The following is a 16,672-nucleotide window of genomic DNA, read 5'->3' on the forward strand; positions in this document are numbered from 1 at the left end:
TGGTTTTTGACGCAGGCTGGCTCTCTGTCACCTAGCGTGATTCGACAATGCTTTCGGGTGGGCAAAGTGAAGACGCCCGCATACTGAATGATCGACAGCGTATTGGACTACTCCAGACGTAGACCGGCCGGGTATAACGGAAGGTTCATTCGCTTAGGGCGGCGATGATTTGCACTCACACATTTAGCGCTTCTGATACATGGTCCGTGAGGCGCCGTTTAGAGCCTGCGAGTCGATCGTTCAGGTCATGTGACCAGCGTGGCGAAACCGGTCGCGGTGCGTCGCCCTTACTCGGCGGAGGATAGCCGGTTTGATGCCTCGGCAAGCTGATGACCGCAGAAGGCGGCTTTCATCTGCGCTCGGTCCAATTCTCCTTCCCAGCGGGCAACGACGAGGGATGCCACTGCGTTGCCGACGCAATTCGTCAGCGCCCGGCATTCGGACATGAAGCGGTCGATGCCGAGTATCAGTGCCATCCCAGCAACGGGAACACTCGGAACTACGGCGAGCGTAGCAGCCAGGGTGATGAAGCCCGCACCTGTTACACCTGCAGCGCCCTTAGAGGAAAGCATCGCAACGAGCAGCAGCAGCACCTGATCGCCGATTGACAGATCCGTGTTCGTCGCCTGCGCGATGAAGAGGGCCGCCAGGGTCATGTAGATATTCGTCCCGTCCAGATTGAACGAATATCCGGCCGGGATGACGAGACCCACAACCGAACGCCTGGCGCCCGCCTTCTCCATCTTCTGCATGAGCGAGGGGAGCGCGGCCTCCGAGGAGGACGTTGCGAGGACAAGCAGCAGCTCTTCCTTGATGTAGCGAATAAGAGAACAGATCGAAAAGCCGTTGTAGCGGCAGACCGCGCCGAGAACCCCGAACACGAAGAGGAAGGCGGTGAAATAAAACGTCGCGACCAGCATCGCGAGGTTGACGACCGAACCGATGCCATATCTGCCGATGGTGAAGGCCATTGCGCCGAAAGCGCCGATCGGCGCGGCTTTCATCAGAATGCCGACGAGCTTGAAGACAGGCGCGATGAGCGCCTGAAGGAAGGAAACGACAGGCTTGCCCGTCTCTCCGGCCATCGCGAGCGCCATGCCGAACAGAACCGAGAAGAACAGCACCTGCAGGATGTCGCCTTCCGCGAAGGCACCGACAATCGTTGGCGGGATGATGTTCATCAGGAAGCCGGTGACCGACTGCTCGTGGGCCTTTGCGGCATAGGTATTCACGGCCTGGACATCGAGCGAGGCCGGATCGATGTTGAGGCCGGCGCCAGGCTGGACGACATTGGCGACGATCAGGCCGACGATCAGCGCGAGCGTCGAGAAGGTGAGGAAATAGACCATTGCCTTGCCGGCGACCCGGCCGACCTTGTGAAGATCGTTCATGCCGGCAATGCCGGTCGCAATTGTCAGGAAGATGACAGGCGCGATGATCATCTTGACCAGCTTGATGAAGGCATCACCCAGCGGCTTCAGGCTCTCGCCGGTCCCCGGATAGAAATAGCCAATTGCGACGCCGAGGGCGATGGCGGCAAGCACCTGCGCGTAAAGCTTGGCATAGAAGGGTTTGCGGGGCGCGGGACTCGCGCCGCGGACTTGTGCAGCTGACACTGTTTCTCTCTCCCTGACCGGATCGAGGTGGCGTGACTTCTCCCGGGCTTCTCCCTATCGCGGCGCTCCGGTCGAACGCTGCACCAAGGCCGCCGCAATACCCATGCCAAATGGATCCGCATGACCTGAACTGACGTTGGGCTCGCCAATGATGGGATGAGCGGTGGCACAAGACGGGAATGACAAGGCCGCCGTCCAGCACGCGCTTGATGTTCTCCGGCAGATTGCCGGTCGATCTCTCTGGCTTGCGGTTTTGCTGCACATCGTGGCGGGCTCCTCGGTTTGCCGACTTTGGGAAGGGCCGCATCGCTGGCACCAGGGCGCAGAATTGCCGTGTTCTTTGCCGCGCTCCCGCTGCAGCGACAGCTTGAAAGCGACGTCGAGACGTAGGGATTGACGCCGCTGGTGCTGACCGTGACGATGCGGTTCAGAAGTTCCGAGCACCGCCGAAAAAGCCGCGCTCGACCGCCAGCTTCGCGCCTTCACACGCGATGCCGCCGCCTTATGTCCGTCATCAATATCGAGGAAATGGCGGTTGCCGCGACCGACCAGTGTCGTCGGCAGTGATTATCGCTCCCGCCCCTGGTTCGCAGGCGCTGGTGACTGGCACGGCCCGGCAACTCGGCGCGGTCAGCCGCTCGGGCACCGCATCGCCGGCGCCGTATTTCTGTCGTTCAACATCGCCGACAAAATTAGAACTGATGAATTCTATCATAGGCCGCGAGGTTTCCTTTCACGAATGAAAGAAAGCTCGATTGACTATCCCGCCTCGCTCCAGTCTTTTGAAAATCAACGTGTGGTTGCCCCCGTGCAAGCCGAGAACGTGGCCAAGCTTCGTGGAGGGAGAGCCAAGCGATGCGTCAGGGGTCGACCCGCTTTGCACTCGACCACACGGCGGTGGCACGAGTTCACGTCAGAGCATTTTCGCGCTTGCCCGCGACGTCGCGGGCGCACATGCCGCCGGCATGCATTTCATGGCGCGAGATCGAGGATCATATGCACCACAACATTCCCAAATCAGAACAAAATGCCAGCGAGTGCCGCATTTCGCTTCCGGATGCGAAAAGGGCTTACCCAAAGTCCGAGATGAACACCGCGGTCCCTTTTGTGCCATCGCACGAGCACGCGCTTACCGGCATCTTCGAAATATCGAAAGTACTCACCGACCCCGCCCGGCTCGAAGTCACGTTGGCCAAGGTCGTCGATCTCCTGCCCTCGTTTGTGCAGATGCGGCACGGCATCATCGCTCTCTTCGACGCTGAGGGCGTACTGGACATCACCGTAGTCACCGGCTGCGACGAGAACAGCGATGAGCGCTCCCGGATGCGCCTGCCGCGCAAGGCAATCGATCTGATTGTGACGACGGACACGCCGCTCGTCGCCGAGAACATAGCGGTGCATTCGGCCTTCACTGCCGCTGACATAGAGGTGCTTGGGGCCTCCGACACCGTGTCCTTAATCGGCGTTCCCATTCGTGTTGATGGGAACGCCGTAGGCACGCTGACTATCGACCGCGCCTTGGACAGCAGGTCAACGTATCGGCTCGATTATGATGTCCGGCTGCTCACCATGATCGCCAACATGGTGGGACAGACAGTCAAGTTGCACCGCTTCTCCGCGGGCGACCGCGAACGACCGACGGAGGTGGAAGATCGGCTGCAAACGCAATTCTCTGATGTCAAGCACCCTGCACCGCAGCGCAAGAAGGTTCACGTCAAGGGAATGATTGGCGACAGTCCGGCGCTAAGCGCGCTGCTCGAGAAGATCGCAGTGGTAGCTAAGGCAAAGACCACGGTTCTGTTGCGAGGCGAATCCGGTACCGGGAAGGAGCTGGTCGCGAAGGCAATTCACGAGTTGTCGCCGCGCGCCAAGCGGCCCTTCATCAAACTCAATTGTGCAGCGCTGCCAGAGACAGTCCTGGAATCCGAATTGTTCGGTCATGAGAAGGGTGCCTTCACAAGCGCGTTCAATTCCCGCAAGGGTCGCTTTGAGCTCGCCGACAAGGGGACGTTGTTTCTGGATGAGATCGGCGAGATCTCGGCCTCCTTCCAGGCAAAGCTACTGCGCGTGCTGCAGGAGCAGGAGTTTGAGCGCGTCGGCAGCAACCAGACCATCAAGGTCGACGTTCGCGTGATTGCCGCCACGAACAGGAACCTTGAAGAGGCGGTTGCAAGGAATGAGTTCCGCGCCGACCTATATTATCGCATCAACGTGGTTCCCTTGCTGGTGCCGGCGTTACGCCAAAGGCGCAGCGATATTCCGCTCCTCGCAGCTGAGTTTCTCAAGAATTTCAACGATGAGAACGGCCGTACGCTGACCTTCGATCCGCGTGCGATTGAAGTACTGATGAAATGTGAATTTCCCGGCAACATTCGCGAGCTTGAAAATTGCGTGCACCGGACAGCGATCCTGGCGGAGGGACGATCAATCGGGAGAAACGACTTTGCGTGCTCCCACGACCAATGCTTTGCCGAGGCGCTGCGGAAGAGCAGATCGGGCAAGGCCGCGCTGCAACCAGCGCCAATCCTCCCAGAGGCAGTGAATCCGGCCACGCCGCCGGATGCGGCCGCTCGTTCGGCCGCCACCACAGTCCCGCCTGCCGGAGCAACCCACTCATTGGGCGCGAGGACCACCGACGCCGAGCGCGTCATTGCTGCCATGGAAAGATGTGGCTGGGTGCAGGCAAAGGCGGCGCGCCTGCTTGGACTGACCCCGCGCCAGATTGGCTACGTGCTGAGGAAATACGGCATCGAGGTCAAGCGTCTGTGAAAGCATGACTCAGGCGGATTAGCTGAGACCGCTTAGCGGCTTGGCCCGCGCAGGGATGCAGATCCGCGTCCGCGTCAAGTCGATCCGACCGAGGACAGCCTGGCCGAAATCCCATGGCAGCCGGCGTTGCGACCATCTTGTGAAAGGCGACGCTGCCATCGTCAATCCGTCCGCCATGTTGCTCTCGTTGCGAGCTCATACGGATGCCCCGTGCGACTGAAACGGAGATAAAATATGTCCGATGCAAAACTGCAAGCTGTGCTTTCGTCTCTTCCGCAAGGGACGCGACAGTTAGATGCTCTGCCGTCCAACGGACCAGCGCCGGACAGTAGTTTTGTCAAGCTGAATACGAATGAGAACCCGTTTCCGTTGCCGCCAATCATAATGCAAAGTGCAGTGGCGGCCCTCAATCGCCAGTATCTGTATCCGGACGACGATAACATCAGCTTGAGGGAAGCAGCGTCCAATACCTATGGCGTATCCACGGATCAGGTCATCGCAGGCAACGGGTCGTCTGAACTGCTCGGACTCATCTACAGAGCTTTCCTCGCCCCTGGCGACAAGGTGGCGATGATATCGCCAGGGTTTTCGTTCAACCGCAAACTTGCCATGTTGCATGGTGCTGAGTTTCTCGAGATCGGATGTCAAACTCATTCGCTGCCAATGGAGCAATTGCTTTCCGGTCCGGCAAAAGACGCCAAGTTCATTCTGGTGGCCAATCCAAACAATCCGACCGGAACATTCCTCTCGATAAGCAATATCGAACGCCTCGTGGCACAATCGGATCACCTGGTCGTCCTTGATGAGGCCTACGTCGACTTTGCACCCGATCACGGGCTGCGCCTCATCAACCGTTATTCGAACCTTCTGATCTTGAGAACATTTTCGAAGAGCTATGCCGCCGCCGGCATTCGCGTCGGTTTCGGTTTCGGTCACCCTGAGATTATTGGCAGGCTGCGCAACATCCAGAACGTCTTCAACATGAACGTGATCGGGCATGCGGTTGGTATCAGCGTGCTTGCGCATCGCGGCGCCTACGCAGAGAACCACAAGCACATCAGACATGAACGACAGCGAGTGACAGCCGCACTGTCGCAACTTGGATTTTCCGTAACGCCCTCCCACGCTAATTTCTTGCTAGCCCGTGTGCCAGCGGGACAGGACGGCTCATGGTGGCAAGCAGCCTTGGAAAGGCAAAAGATACTCGTTGCCTACTTTCCGGACAATGGTTTGGAACATTGCATCCGCGTCAGCATCGGCACAAAAGAGCAATTGGATGCATTTCTTGCTGCCGCTCGCGATATAGTTGGAAACTTAAACATACCAAGCACCACGGGCAGGGGAGCGTCAGGCTCTGCTCGTTCGGTACGCTGACGCTAATCCGATATCACACATTGCTATCTTTCGGCTTGCTTGGTCACCCAAGCACGACAACATTTTTCTTTAAAATCGGGGACAATATCGAGTGACAAACGTCTTTCCTTCAAACCTAGCCTTCGGCATCTTCGATCATCTGGACGAGGACGGCCTCGATATCGCCCGGCAGTACGAAGATCGCCTGATATTAGCAGAGGCGTGCGATCAGCTAGGGTTCTATGCCTATCATCTCGCAGAGCACCACTGTACCCCCCATGGGAGAGGTCCATCGCCGAATCTGTTCTTATCGAGCGTCGCCCAGCGCACCCGGCGCCTGCGTCTCGGACCCTTGGTGATGCTGCTTGCGCTTTATCATCCGCTGCGTGCGTTCGAAGAGATCTGTATGCTGGACCAGTTGAGCGGTGGCAGGCTCGAACTGGGCATAGGGCGCGGTGCTCTCCCGATCGAATTGGGTTACTTCGGGATTGGTGCGGACGCGGTGCCGGGCCGCTATGCGGAAGCCAGCGAAATTCTTGTTGAAATACTTGTTAATGCCATGAAGGTTGGCACGCTGTGCTATCAAGGCCGCCATTTTGAGCTCAATGACGTTCCTTTGACGCTAAGACCTCATCAGCGTCCACATCCGCCGACATGGGTCGCCGCCAATCGACCCGAGTCCGCAGCCTGGGCCGCTGCGAATGGAGCAAATATCGCGTGTGTAGGACCTTCCTCTTCTGTTCGCAAAACTACTGATGCGTTCCGCGCCTATCAAGAGGACAACACTGGCGCGGGCGATCGAGCGCCATTTATTGGATTGCTCCGCATGGTCGTGGTTGGGCGTTGTGACACACATGCCTATTCGCTCGCGGCACCTGCTTACGAACGATGGCTCAAGAGCTTCCAATTCCTTTACGAGCTTAACGCTATCCCCACTCCACCCAACCTGCCGCTGACCTTCGATGCGGCAATAGAGCGTGAATTGTGCGTGGTAGGATCAGCAGCGTCTGTGCGAGAAGCTCTGCTCAGTCAGTTGGAAGAGGCAGGTGCTAACTACCTTCTTTGTCAACTGGCATTTGGGAATCTGCCGCTAGATGCTTCCCTATACACCGCGACGACCATTCAATCCGAAATCATGGCTCGACTTGGCTGACCATGAAATTCGCGGTCTGATCTGAAGGTTAAATCGTAGTAACAGCGCTCCCTCACATCCACGTGCTCGAGCGTGCAAGTGGTGGGGGCGGGCAATCGGGAGGGAGGCCAAACTGACGACGAGCCGGCGGCACAGATTACCAGGTTTGTGCGTTGGCTGGCGTCTGGGCCATCGTGTGAACCTGCACGATCCTAAGGAGATGTTGGCCGAGCGCGTCACGATGCCGGCACGCGTCTGCTCGTCGCGCTCGCGCTAGTCGTTGCCCATAGCCCGCCGCAGAGGTTCTTCTCGCCAGGGGCGGCGCCGGTGCGGCGCCCAGATCCAGCTTCATCAGCGGCTCGGCGGTAGCAAAGCCGTCACTCGCTACGGCGCTGTTGAGGGCGCGCTCGCGAGCGGCTTTGCTACGCCGAGCGACACCACCTGGAGCGAGTTCGCCCGATGTCGCGGGGTGCACCGCGGTCGGATAACGATGCTGGAGCAGCCGGTCTTCACGATCTGCGCGAGTGCTTTCCATGAATGCTGCCTGCTTCCTCGTCTGCGGCGGCCTGAGTGTCCGCCGGCACGCCCGAAGTCAATGTCAGTACCACAAGGCCGCCAAGACGTCAGGTCTGGGAGCCGGCTTGTACGGTCGTATCGTGTTCTGGAATATCGTCAAAGGAGGCGTAGTTGAGATTGTAGAGTTTGGAATACAGGCCCCCCATGGCTATTAGCTGATCGTGGTTGCCAGTCGCAATAACTTGGCCATTCTGAAGCACGATGATGCGGTCGGCACCCCGGATCGTGGCAAGACGGTGGGCGATGACGAGGCCAGTGCGCCCTTCAAGCAGCTTTATCAGAGCCTTCTGAATCTGCATTTCCGTGTAGCTGTCGATGTTGGCGGTAGCTTCGTCGAGCACGAGGATCTTGGCGTCGGCGACGAGGGCGCGGGCGAAACTGATAAGCTGGCGCTGGCCGAGAGATAAGTTGTCGCCGCGTTCGCCAAGTTGGGTCTCATACCCGTCGGCGAGGCTCATTATGAAGTCGTGGGCGCCGACCGCCTTGGCGGCCTCGATCACCTTGTCGCGCGTGGCTTCCGTCTTGTGGTATCGAATGTTCTCGAAGACCGTCCCGGTGAACAGGAACGGCTCCTGCAGCACCATGGCGACCTGGCGGCCGAGCGATTCCTGGGTGAGATCGCGCACATCATGTCCGCCGACCAGCACTTGGCCCTGCTGAACATCATAGAAGCGGTGGACCAGGGCCATCGCGCTCGATTTGCCAGAACCGCTCGGCCCGACCAGTGCGACCGTCTCGCCGGGATTGACCCGGAAGGAGACATTTTTCAGCACCGAACGGTCCGGATTGTAGCCGAAGGTGACGTCCCTGAACTCGACCGAGCCGTCCATTTCGGGCGAAAGCACCTCGGCATTGGGTTTGTCCTGAACATCGATCTTGACGTCGAGCACATCGGTCAGGCGCTTGCCTGAGGCCATGGCGCGCTGCATGACCGAATATTGCAGGGTGAGTGAGCGGATCGGGTCAAAGAAGCGCTGGATGTAAAATAGGTAGGCAACCAATACGCCCACATCTATGCGGCCATTCATGACCATCGAGCCGCCGACCACAATAACGGCGGCCATGGCGAGGCCGGTGAGGCCATCGACGATAGGCACCATGACCAGTGCATATTTGGCAGCGATCAGGTGGGTCCTGAGGTTGGCATGGGCCTTGTCGTCAAAAAGGATGAAATTCACCTGCTGGCGGTCCATTGACTGGACGGTGCGCACGCCGTGAATGGCTTCGGCCAGCGCGCCGTTGACGACGGAATTAGTCTCGTGTGCGGCCATGAAGGCGTCGCGGGCACGCGGCAGCCAGACAATGCGGACGATCACCAGGACCGGCAGAACCGAGAGCGTCAGGAGGCCGAGGCGGAAGTCGAGCCACAGCATTACGAAAACGATGCCGAAGAGAAGCGCAACATCGCCTACGGAATATACCGAGGTTTCGAGGAATTCCTGTATGGAGTTGACGTCGCCTTGCAGGCGCGACATGAGGCGTCCGACCTCGGTCTTGTCCATGAAGGAGAGCGAAACCTTCTGCAGATGGCCAAACATGGCGCGGCGGATGTCGAACAGGACAGTTTCGGCCACTTTCCCAACCACGGTTTCCTGCATGTAGCCGGCAGCGAAATTGACCAAAATCGCCAAAACGAACGCGCCGACGGCCGCGAGCTGGGCTGAGCGATCGGTCCTTGCCGGGTTCATGCCCTGGTCGAGCGCGTAGCGGATGATCAACGGGATGAGAAGCTGCGTCCCGGTGAAGATCAGCATTGCTGCAATGGTGATGACTACCCTGGCCCGATAGGGACGGACGAAAGCCCAGATGCGCCGGAGGATGCTCTTGTCGAAAGCCCGGCCGAACATCTCCTCCTCGATGCGGTGCGAGCCGACAACCGCGCGCGGAGGGCGTCTACCGTCGTCACGTTCGGCTTCGACTTCGCCGGCGCGGCCCTGCGCCATCAGCGGGCGCCCCCATACTGGGTCATATTGTCATCACCCGGGCGCGTCTGGAGATCGTAAAGGGCCCTGTAGCGTCCCCGCTTCGCCAAAAGCTCTTGATGCGTGCCGCGTTCTACGATTTCGCCGTTATCGACAAAAAGGATCTGATCGGCATGCACAAGCGCACTCAGCCGGTGCGCGATGATGATCGTCACCCGATCCTTGGCGAAGCGCCGCATCGCCGCGCGGATGCGCTGCTCGGTGCCGGCATCGATCGCGGCCGTTGAGTCGTCGAAAACGACGACGGAGGGGCGCAGCATCATGGTGCGAGCAATCGTGAGACGCTGGCGCTGGCCGCCAGAGAGAGAGACGCCGCGTTCGCCCACGACCGTCTCGTAGCCCGCTGGGAGCCCGAGGATGTAGTTGTGGAGCTGGGCGAATTCGCCAGCGCGTTCGATTCGCTGTCTCTTCGCCCAGGGATCGCCATAAGCGATGTTGTTCTCGATCGTAGTGGTGAATAGGAATGCATCCTGCTGTACGACGGCGACCGCCTTGCGAAGCGTCGCGAGGGTGACATTGCGTATGTCCTGGCCGTCCAGCGTGATGGCGCCACCGGTCACGTCATAAAAGCGGGGGACCAGATGAGCTATCGTCGATTTGCCCGAACCCGGCGGACCGACGATCGCGATCGTCTCGCCTCTACGGGCCTCAAAGCTGAGGTTCTTCAGAATGGCGCGGTTTTCGGCGCTGGGGTACGCAAACGAGACATTGTGGAAGCGCAGAGTGCCGTCGCTTATCTCGAGCGGTCTGGCCTCGAGAGCATCCCTGATTGTGATCTCCTGGTCGAGGAGACCGAAAAGCCGCGAACCGCAGCTAGAAGCGCGGGCAAAGGCATTGACCATGAGGCCGATCTGGCGGACTGGCATTTGCAGGATTGTCATGAAGGTCAGGAAGGTCGCCACCGTTCCGACGCTTATCTCGCCAGCGACGAGCTTGCTGCCACCGATCCAGAGCACCAATCCCATTGCGAAAAAGAAGGACAAGGTCACCGCCGACGTGCTGGGCACGTAGATGTCAACTCGGTCGTGGGCGAGGTCGAGCGCGTTCTTGGAAGCGCCGTCGAACTTCAGCATCTCATAGGCTTGAGCCGCAAAAGCGCGGACCACGCGGATGCCTGCGAGATTTTCCTCCATCACGCGGCTTAGTACTGAAAGCCGCTCATGCAGGTCGAGCCAGGTGGCGCGCAGCCTAAGCTGTGTGGCCGATGAGCGCCAGGCGACAAAAGGCACGAAGCTCAGCGCGACCAGGCCGAGCATGGGATCGGTCGAGATCATCATGTAGGCGCCGATCCCGATCAGCATGGTAAGCAGGAGCACGCGAACGAGCGCGGTGGAAAAATACATCCGCACGCCTTGGAGATCGAGCATTCCGATGGTGATCAGATCGCCTGAATGGACCCGGTCGTGAAAGGAAAAGCTGAGACGCTGGATCTTGTCGTAGTAGGCGAGCCGCAGTTCGTACGCGACATGATGCCCGACGGCTTCGGCAAAATAGTTCTGCGCCATCGTGAAAAGGCCGCGTAGCGCGCTGACGGCGAGCAGCAGGAGAGCCGGGATCCAGAGCGCTTGTCCTGCCGCGGTCCCCGCGACACCGCCCCCGATGGCTGTCTGGGTCAGGTCGACGGCCCGGCCGAGAAGCTGGGGAATGAGCAACTGGAGGATTGCCGCCAGGACCGTCGAGCCCATAGCGAAGGCGACCTGCCAGGGATGCCGCAAATTCATACGCGTGATGCGCAACAGCGTACTCAAATCCCGGCCCCAGCGCGCCGCGTCCACATGGGTCAACGAATTCAGAGCGTTCGTTGCGCTGCCGATAGCATCACTGCTCACGGGTGTATTCCCGACTGCATTTTGCGCCTTCGAGGCAAGCCGAAGGACCAATCGTCAAAGGGGCCCGCCATTGTTAATCCTGTCCACCACCTGCAGCAGGGCGCGTTCCTGTAAGCCGAGCCGCGGCTTCGCTTACTGGCATGTCGATCACCGTGATTCCGCTTGCCGCAAGGAAACGCGCTTCGTTTCTGGTCAGCGTTTCCGCGTCCATTACCGCGCAATATGGACCTCGGGAGCGCTTCATGATCTGCCTGGCGTAGGTGCGCAGCATCTGATCGTTGAAGCGGCAGCCAACGAAGAAAAATCCACGGGTGATGCGCCGTTCCTTCACCACGTCTGGGATCGGTGTCTGGATATCGATTTCGGTCAGAACTTCGACATAGTCGGAATCTGCGACGAGAAAGTTTTGCGCCGGCCTAATACTCCCGTGAGGCGTATAGAGAACCGTCTTGGCCCCCGATCGGGGGTCGAGTTCCCTCCCGGACAAATCGTAGGTTTTCGTCCAAATGTTACCGATTTCGTTCGCCCGCGTGACGCCCTGTATCTCAACGACGTCCGTTCGGCCGGTCTCTACGAGAGCCGTGCGCATCGCGCCGTCGTACCAGCTGTCGACGATGAGGGAGAGCGGCAGCCCTGCGAGCCAGGCGTGGAGGAGGGTCGGCGCCACCGGCGCTGCGAATATGTCGGTCATCCAAGCTTGCAGCGTCCGGCGATGCCGGCGCTGTTCGATGAACTGCGCAACCGACCACATATTGGTGCGGATCCTGGAAGGGGCTGGCGCCCGCGCATTGAGTGCCGCGGCAACGACCTCCGGCGTATGCGGCACAGGCGGTTCCGCACAGTTGAACCCAAGAAGACCCGGACCGAGATAGGGGATCACCTCATCGGCGGCGAGCGCTTCCTTCGCCAGGTCAAGCAGCTTTTCGGCAAAACTGTCCCGCACGATGACGAGGTGGCCCGATGTCAGGATCGTGTTCATGCTCGTTTCCTCGCGACGCACCTATCAAGGGGCAGCATCAGTCCTGTTCGGAAACCTTCCTTGCCTCGACGGTGATCGGCAGACGCGTATCCCGTGGAAGATCGGGTAGGAGGAGCCGCCACCCGTTCCTGAGCGTCACAGTTCCGCCCCACAACTCTTCCTTCTCGAGCTTGATGATCGGCTCTTCGAGGTCCTTCTTCGGGACATACGCCGACAAGCCAGCCTCGGTCCTGCGGATCATGACTTTCATCTGGCCGTCCCTTCATTGGTATTGCTTTCAGCACTGCAGGGCGCCTCGGCCTTGTCGAGGCTCATCAGTTCACGCGCTCGCATGCCGACGACGGTGCCACGGTCGACCCATTCGACCGCATAGATGAAGAACTGCTGGAGAAAGGTGCCAATGTCGCGCACATATCCCTCGTCGCCCTTCCGCACGAGATTTTCGCCGATCTCCCTGCCAGGATAGGTGCCGTCATTTTTTATGTGGCGAGTGGCACGTACCCGCTCTCCCGGCATGAATCGTGGAGGCCTGCGGATTTCGACCTCCTCTTCGCGTCCGAGCGACATGTCCGTTCCCTGATTTCTCTTGAGGCTGCAGATTGTGAACAAAGGCGTTCCAGGCGTCCTGCGAAGGCATCCCCGACCATGTCGGCAGCCCAATGTTCGTCACGCAGGAACGCAGGTCTTCGGCACCGGGCATACCGAGGCACATTGCTGCGCATCGAAGACCCCCTCGCACTCGGTGCACTTTTGCGGCTCGATCACATAGCTCTCGCCTTTGAACTTGATCGCGCCGGAGGGACACTCGAATTCGCAGGCGCCGCATTGGGTGCATTGGGATGCGATGATCTTGAAAGCCATTTTAACTCCTGGTCCGAATGGATGAGACGCGCTCAGGCCGTCGCCGCGAGTGCGGGGGTCCCAGACGCGGCCGCGTAAATCGCGCTGATTGCGGTCTCGATATAGTCGTGGGCATATGCGTCGGTGGCTTGGATTCCAGCGTCGGCGAGCTGATCCTGCGGGCAGTTTCCGATGTTGGCGCACAGCACGACATCTATGCCCTCAAGCGCAGCGATGACGCCATCCAGGGCGGCTTCTCCGCCCCAGCCGCCGAGACAATACTGCTCGACCTTGCGATGCCCGACAAAGCTGATCCCTCTCGGCGATGCTTCGTAAACCTGGAATTCCTTCGCATGGCCGAAATGTTCATTGACGCGGCCGCCGCCCTTGGTCGCCACTGCGAAGAGAAGGGACTTGCCGGGGCTCGCTGCCTTGACCAATCCGATCGCTTCTCTCCTAGCCGCCACGTGATCACGGCGCTCCTCCGCGACCAGCTCCCGATAGGCCTTGCGATTGCTGGCATCATAGGTGACCTCGCCGGGAATTCGGTCGACTGTGAATTCCTGGCCACGATCCTCACCGAGCAGGCCGACGGCATCTGCCCGGCACTGCCGGCAGTGGCGCATCAACTGGGCGCCGCCTTCGACACGATCCTGAAGAGCCCTCATCTCCATTGCGTTTGGGCCGCGTTGCCCGCTCAGTCCGTAGTGCGTGCCGTGCGCCGGGTCCGAAATCAGCGGCATGAGGTTGTGCAGGAACGCGCCTCGCTCCTTGACCCATCTATTCACCTCGATCAGATGCTCATCGTTCACGCCGGGGATCATCACCGAATTGATTTTGGTGAGGATGCCGCGCGCGGTCAGCATCTCCAGACCCAACATCTGCCGCTCGTGCAGGATCCGGGCGGCTTCGATGCCGACGTAGCGGCGATGGTCGTAAAAGATCCAAGGATAGATCTTTGCACCGACCTCAGGGTCGACCATGTTGATGGTGATCGTCACGTGATCGACATTCATGTCGGCAAGCTCATCGACATGGTCCGGCAGCGCGAGCCCATTCGTGGAGATGCAAAACTTGATGTCTGGGATTTCCCTGGCGACTCGTTCGAACGTTGCCTTCGTCTTCTTCCAGTCGTAACAGGCATCGCCAGGTCCGGCGATGCCGAGCACGGAAAGCTGCGGCACCTCGTTGGCGACCGCGATCACCTTGCGTAGCGCCTGGTCGGGCGTCAGCTTTTCGGAGACCACCCCAGGCCGGCTTTCGTTGGCGCAGTTATATTTGCGGTTGCAGTAGTTGCACTGGATATTGCAGCCGGGCGCCACCGCGACGTGCATGCGCGCGAAATAGTGATGCGCCTCTTCTGAAAAGCAGGGGTGATCCTTGATCTTGTCCCAGACAGCCGGATCCGTGTCGTCCGGCTTTATCGACGAGCCGCAGGACGAAGACGCGCAGCCACCGGCTTTCACGGTGGCAAGCAACTGGTCACCGAATGTCGTGCTGAGGCTCTCAAGCGAAATTGCCGGTGCGGACATCGAACGGCTCCGTTGCTGGGTGAATGTCGCAGTTCAAACCGCAAGAGCTATGCCAGCTCAAAGAGCGGTTTTGGTTCACGAATTGGCTTTCGTGTCGGATTCCGTCGGATTGCTCCGACACACCTTTGTCGGGCTTCCGACAGTGGACAAGCAAATCGGGTCGCGAAGGCTACCAGCCTTGGGCGCGAAGGGTGTGAGGGAGACTACTCCGAGCTTACGTTTGACGTCATCACGACGTCTAGAATTTCTTCACCTCGATGCCATATCGGCGCAGCGCGTAGCCGATTTGCCGCGGCGTGAGGCCGAGGATACGAGCCGCCCTGGCCTGAACCCAACCGGCCTTGTCCATCGCGTCGATCAGCCGGTCGCGTTCCGTCAGACGCGGGGGACAAGCGGGATCGTTTGGATCGCCGGCCGCAAGGGGAGATACGTTGCCTGCGGAGGCACCGATGCGACTGGCCGGCAGCCGCAATCCGACCGGCACTGCGTTGACCCGTGCGAGATCGTCGATGGTATTGCCGCCATTCGAGCGGTCGGCTCGCTTCCAGAGGAGCCAGGAAAGGCACTGGCTCTTCTTACAGGCAAAATCGGATGGCGTGATCGTCCTTGAACGCGCAAGTGTGGCCGTCCTTTGGACGCAGTTCTCCAGCTCGCGGACGTTACCAGGGAAGTAGCATTGCGAGATCAGGTCAAGCGCCGACGGCGCGAAGGCGAGTGCGCGATCGTTCTCCTTGTTGAATCGATTGAGGAAGGCGTTCGCAAGGCGTGGAATATCGCCGGGTCGCTTTCTGAGCGGAGGCAGGATAATTGGCACCACATTGATGCGGTAATAAAGGTCGGCCCTGAACTCCCCTTTTATGACGGCCGTCTCGAGGTCCTTGTTGGTGGCGCATATGAGGCGCACGTCGACCTGTAGCGTTTTGGTGCCGCCGACTCGCTCCAACTCGCCTTCCTGCAAGACACGCAACAGCTTGGCTTGAAAGGCCGGCGAAATCTCGCCGATTTCATCAAGTAGCAGCGTTCCCTCATTTGCCAATTCAAAACGACCGGCGCGCTGGGAGATAGCACCCGTGAAAGCGCCCTTTTCATGCCCAAACAGTTCTGACTCCAGAACGCTTTCAGACAGTGCGGCGCAGTTCAATTTGACGAAAGACTTCTTCCTCCGACGTGAGAGCTTATGGATGGCTTGCGCAAAGAATTCCTTGCCTGTGCCGCTTTCACCCCGCAGTAGCACGGTGGAATTGGTCCCTGCTACGACCGAGACGGTTTCGAGCACCTGCTTGAGTGCGGGGCTTTCCCCGATGATCCCGTCGATTTTGACATCCGCATGCCGGGCAGGGTCGTAGGTCCTCCCCTCGTTGGGCGATTTCTCCGGTCTCCATTGCTCATGGACAGACCGCTGACGATCTGTACTCAGGATGCGATGGAGACGGATCGTCCGGCCGACAAGGTTGGCGACCATCGTCAGGAAGTATGTGTCCTCGTCGTCGCGAAAGTCGGTGGCGCCGTCTCCGGCGCGGTCGATCGACAATGTCCCAAGGATTTTATGATCAGCCTTTAGCGGGATACCGATAAAGGCAATTGGGATGGTGCCGCTGCTCGAAGATGTTTGAAGGTCAGCCTGAAATAGTTGGGACTTGCGGACGTCCGGTATGAAGAGTGGCGTCCCCGTAGCGACGATTTGATCTGTTATGGCCTGTGGTATGACGCGGCGAGTGCCTGATTGAGGTGCGTGGGTATTGCCGGCAGTTGCGGCAATCTCCGGCTCTCCTTCAGCGTCCAGGACGACGATTGCTCCGTGACGCATCTGCAGAAACGAAGGCAGGATGTTCACGACATTGGCGAGCGTAATCTCCAGCTCGCTGGGGGCGGTCAGCACCTTCGATATCTCGTAGAGTCCCCTGAGCGCGATATCTGCTTGGGGCATGCTTTTGATGGGCGGTTCAGGGCGGGTATCCCGAGGTGCTACCTCGTCGACCCGATCTTGCGGTACGTGAGCCATGGAAACACCTCAGCGGTTGTCGTCCAGAGTGCTCCTCCTTTTGTGTCTGAGTCTGAATTCTG

The 16,672-nt window shown here is 59.4% G+C and carries 12 protein-coding genes; 3 read left to right on the top strand and 9 right to left on the bottom strand.

Going from position 1 to position 16,672, the window contains the following annotated elements:
• Positions 1 to 287 precede the first annotated feature (287 nt).
• Entirely contained in the window at positions 288 to 1,616 is a 1,329-nt protein-coding gene (locus NKH16_RS18965) for a dicarboxylate/amino acid:cation symporter (RefSeq protein ID WP_023678259.1), read from the bottom strand.
• Between the two features lie 996 nt (positions 1,617 to 2,612).
• Between NKH16_RS18965 and nifA (NKH16_RS18970) the strand changes: the two genes are divergently transcribed.
• The 3 genes from nifA (NKH16_RS18970) to NKH16_RS18980 all read left to right on the top strand — a co-directional run bounded on the left by nifA (NKH16_RS18970) (position 2,613) and on the right by NKH16_RS18980 (position 6,891).
• Positions 2,613 to 4,385, top strand: a complete 1,773-nt coding sequence (gene nifA / locus NKH16_RS18970) for a nif-specific transcriptional activator NifA (protein ID WP_502911716.1) — start codon at positions 2,613 to 2,615, stop codon at positions 4,383 to 4,385.
• A gap of 234 nt (positions 4,386 to 4,619) precedes the next feature.
• Positions 4,620 to 5,759, top strand: a complete 1,140-nt coding sequence (gene hisC / locus NKH16_RS18975) for a histidinol-phosphate transaminase (RefSeq protein WP_352901028.1) — start codon at positions 4,620 to 4,622, stop codon at positions 5,757 to 5,759.
• A 91-nt stretch (positions 5,760 to 5,850) separates the two neighbouring features.
• Positions 5,851 to 6,891 carry an LLM class flavin-dependent oxidoreductase gene (locus NKH16_RS18980; protein WP_352901031.1) on the top strand — a complete coding sequence of 347 codons (1,041 nt, stop codon included), beginning with the start codon at positions 5,851 to 5,853 and terminating at the stop codon, positions 6,889 to 6,891.
• A 602-nt stretch (positions 6,892 to 7,493) separates the two neighbouring features.
• On the opposite strand, the gene NKH16_RS18985 is transcribed toward NKH16_RS18980, so the two are convergent.
• The 8 genes from NKH16_RS18985 to nifA (NKH16_RS19020) all read right to left on the bottom strand — a co-directional run bounded on the left by NKH16_RS18985 (position 7,494) and on the right by nifA (NKH16_RS19020) (position 16,610).
• Entirely contained in the window at positions 7,494 to 9,389 is a 1,896-nt protein-coding gene (locus tag NKH16_RS18985; RefSeq protein ID WP_352901033.1) for an ABC transporter ATP-binding protein, read from the bottom strand.
• Positions 9,389 to 11,257, bottom strand: a complete 1,869-nt coding sequence (locus NKH16_RS18990; protein ID WP_352901035.1) for an ABC transporter ATP-binding protein — start codon at positions 11,255 to 11,257, stop codon at positions 9,389 to 9,391. Before NKH16_RS18990 ends, NKH16_RS18985 begins: the two co-directional genes overlap by 1 nt.
• A 73-nt stretch (positions 11,258 to 11,330) precedes the next feature.
• Positions 11,331 to 12,236 carry an SIR2 family NAD-dependent protein deacylase gene (locus tag NKH16_RS18995; RefSeq protein ID WP_352901038.1) on the bottom strand — a complete coding sequence of 302 codons (906 nt, stop codon included), beginning with the start codon at positions 12,234 to 12,236 and terminating at the stop codon, positions 11,331 to 11,333.
• Between the two features lie 37 nt (positions 12,237 to 12,273).
• Complete coding sequence (nifT, locus tag NKH16_RS19000) at positions 12,274 to 12,486, bottom strand: putative nitrogen fixation protein NifT (RefSeq protein WP_352542071.1); 213 nt, start codon at positions 12,484 to 12,486, stop codon at positions 12,274 to 12,276.
• Positions 12,483 to 12,803, bottom strand: coding sequence for a nitrogen fixation protein NifZ (locus tag NKH16_RS19005; RefSeq protein WP_352542072.1), 321 nt, complete (start codon positions 12,801 to 12,803; stop codon positions 12,483 to 12,485). Before NKH16_RS19005 ends, nifT begins: the two co-directional genes overlap by 4 nt.
• Before the next feature lie 99 nt (positions 12,804 to 12,902).
• Positions 12,903 to 13,097 carry a 4Fe-4S dicluster domain-containing protein gene (locus tag NKH16_RS19010; RefSeq protein WP_023678248.1) on the bottom strand — a complete coding sequence of 65 codons (195 nt, stop codon included), beginning with the start codon at positions 13,095 to 13,097 and terminating at the stop codon, positions 12,903 to 12,905.
• Between the two features lie 32 nt (positions 13,098 to 13,129).
• On the bottom strand, positions 13,130 to 14,608 hold the full coding sequence (gene nifB, locus NKH16_RS19015; protein WP_352901040.1) for a nitrogenase cofactor biosynthesis protein NifB: 1,479 nt from the start codon (positions 14,606 to 14,608) through the stop codon (positions 13,130 to 13,132).
• A gap of 238 nt (positions 14,609 to 14,846) precedes the next feature.
• A complete protein-coding gene (gene nifA, locus NKH16_RS19020; protein ID WP_352808567.1) occupies positions 14,847 to 16,610 on the bottom strand; it encodes a nif-specific transcriptional activator NifA in 1,764 nt (587 codons plus the stop codon).
• Positions 16,611 to 16,672 lie beyond the last annotated feature (62 nt).

It is taken from the genome of Mesorhizobium sp. M1307, assembly GCF_040318155.1.
Classification (GTDB): domain Bacteria; phylum Pseudomonadota; class Alphaproteobacteria; order Rhizobiales; family Rhizobiaceae; genus Mesorhizobium.

Coding starts and splice junctions, on each gene's coding strand:
- nifA (WP_502911716.1), top strand. CDS start 2,613: ATGCACCACAACATTCCCAAATCAGAACAAAATGCCAGCGAGTGCCGC.
- NKH16_RS19010 (WP_023678248.1), bottom strand. CDS start 13,097: ATGGCTTTCAAGATCATCGCATCCCAATGCACCCAATGCGGCGCCTGC.
- hisC (WP_352901028.1), top strand. CDS start 4,620: ATGTCCGATGCAAAACTGCAAGCTGTGCTTTCGTCTCTTCCGCAAGGG.
- nifA (WP_352808567.1), bottom strand. CDS start 16,610: ATGGCTCACGTACCGCAAGATCGGGTCGACGAGGTAGCACCTCGGGAT.
- nifB (WP_352901040.1), bottom strand. CDS start 14,608: ATGTCCGCACCGGCAATTTCGCTTGAGAGCCTCAGCACGACATTCGGT.
- nifT (WP_352542071.1), bottom strand. CDS start 12,486: ATGAAAGTCATGATCCGCAGGACCGAGGCTGGCTTGTCGGCGTATGTC.
- NKH16_RS18995 (WP_352901038.1), bottom strand. CDS start 12,236: ATGAACACGATCCTGACATCGGGCCACCTCGTCATCGTGCGGGACAGT.
- NKH16_RS18985 (WP_352901033.1), bottom strand. CDS start 9,389: ATGGCGCAGGGCCGCGCCGGCGAAGTCGAAGCCGAACGTGACGACGGT.
- NKH16_RS19005 (WP_352542072.1), bottom strand. CDS start 12,803: ATGTCGCTCGGACGCGAAGAGGAGGTCGAAATCCGCAGGCCTCCACGA.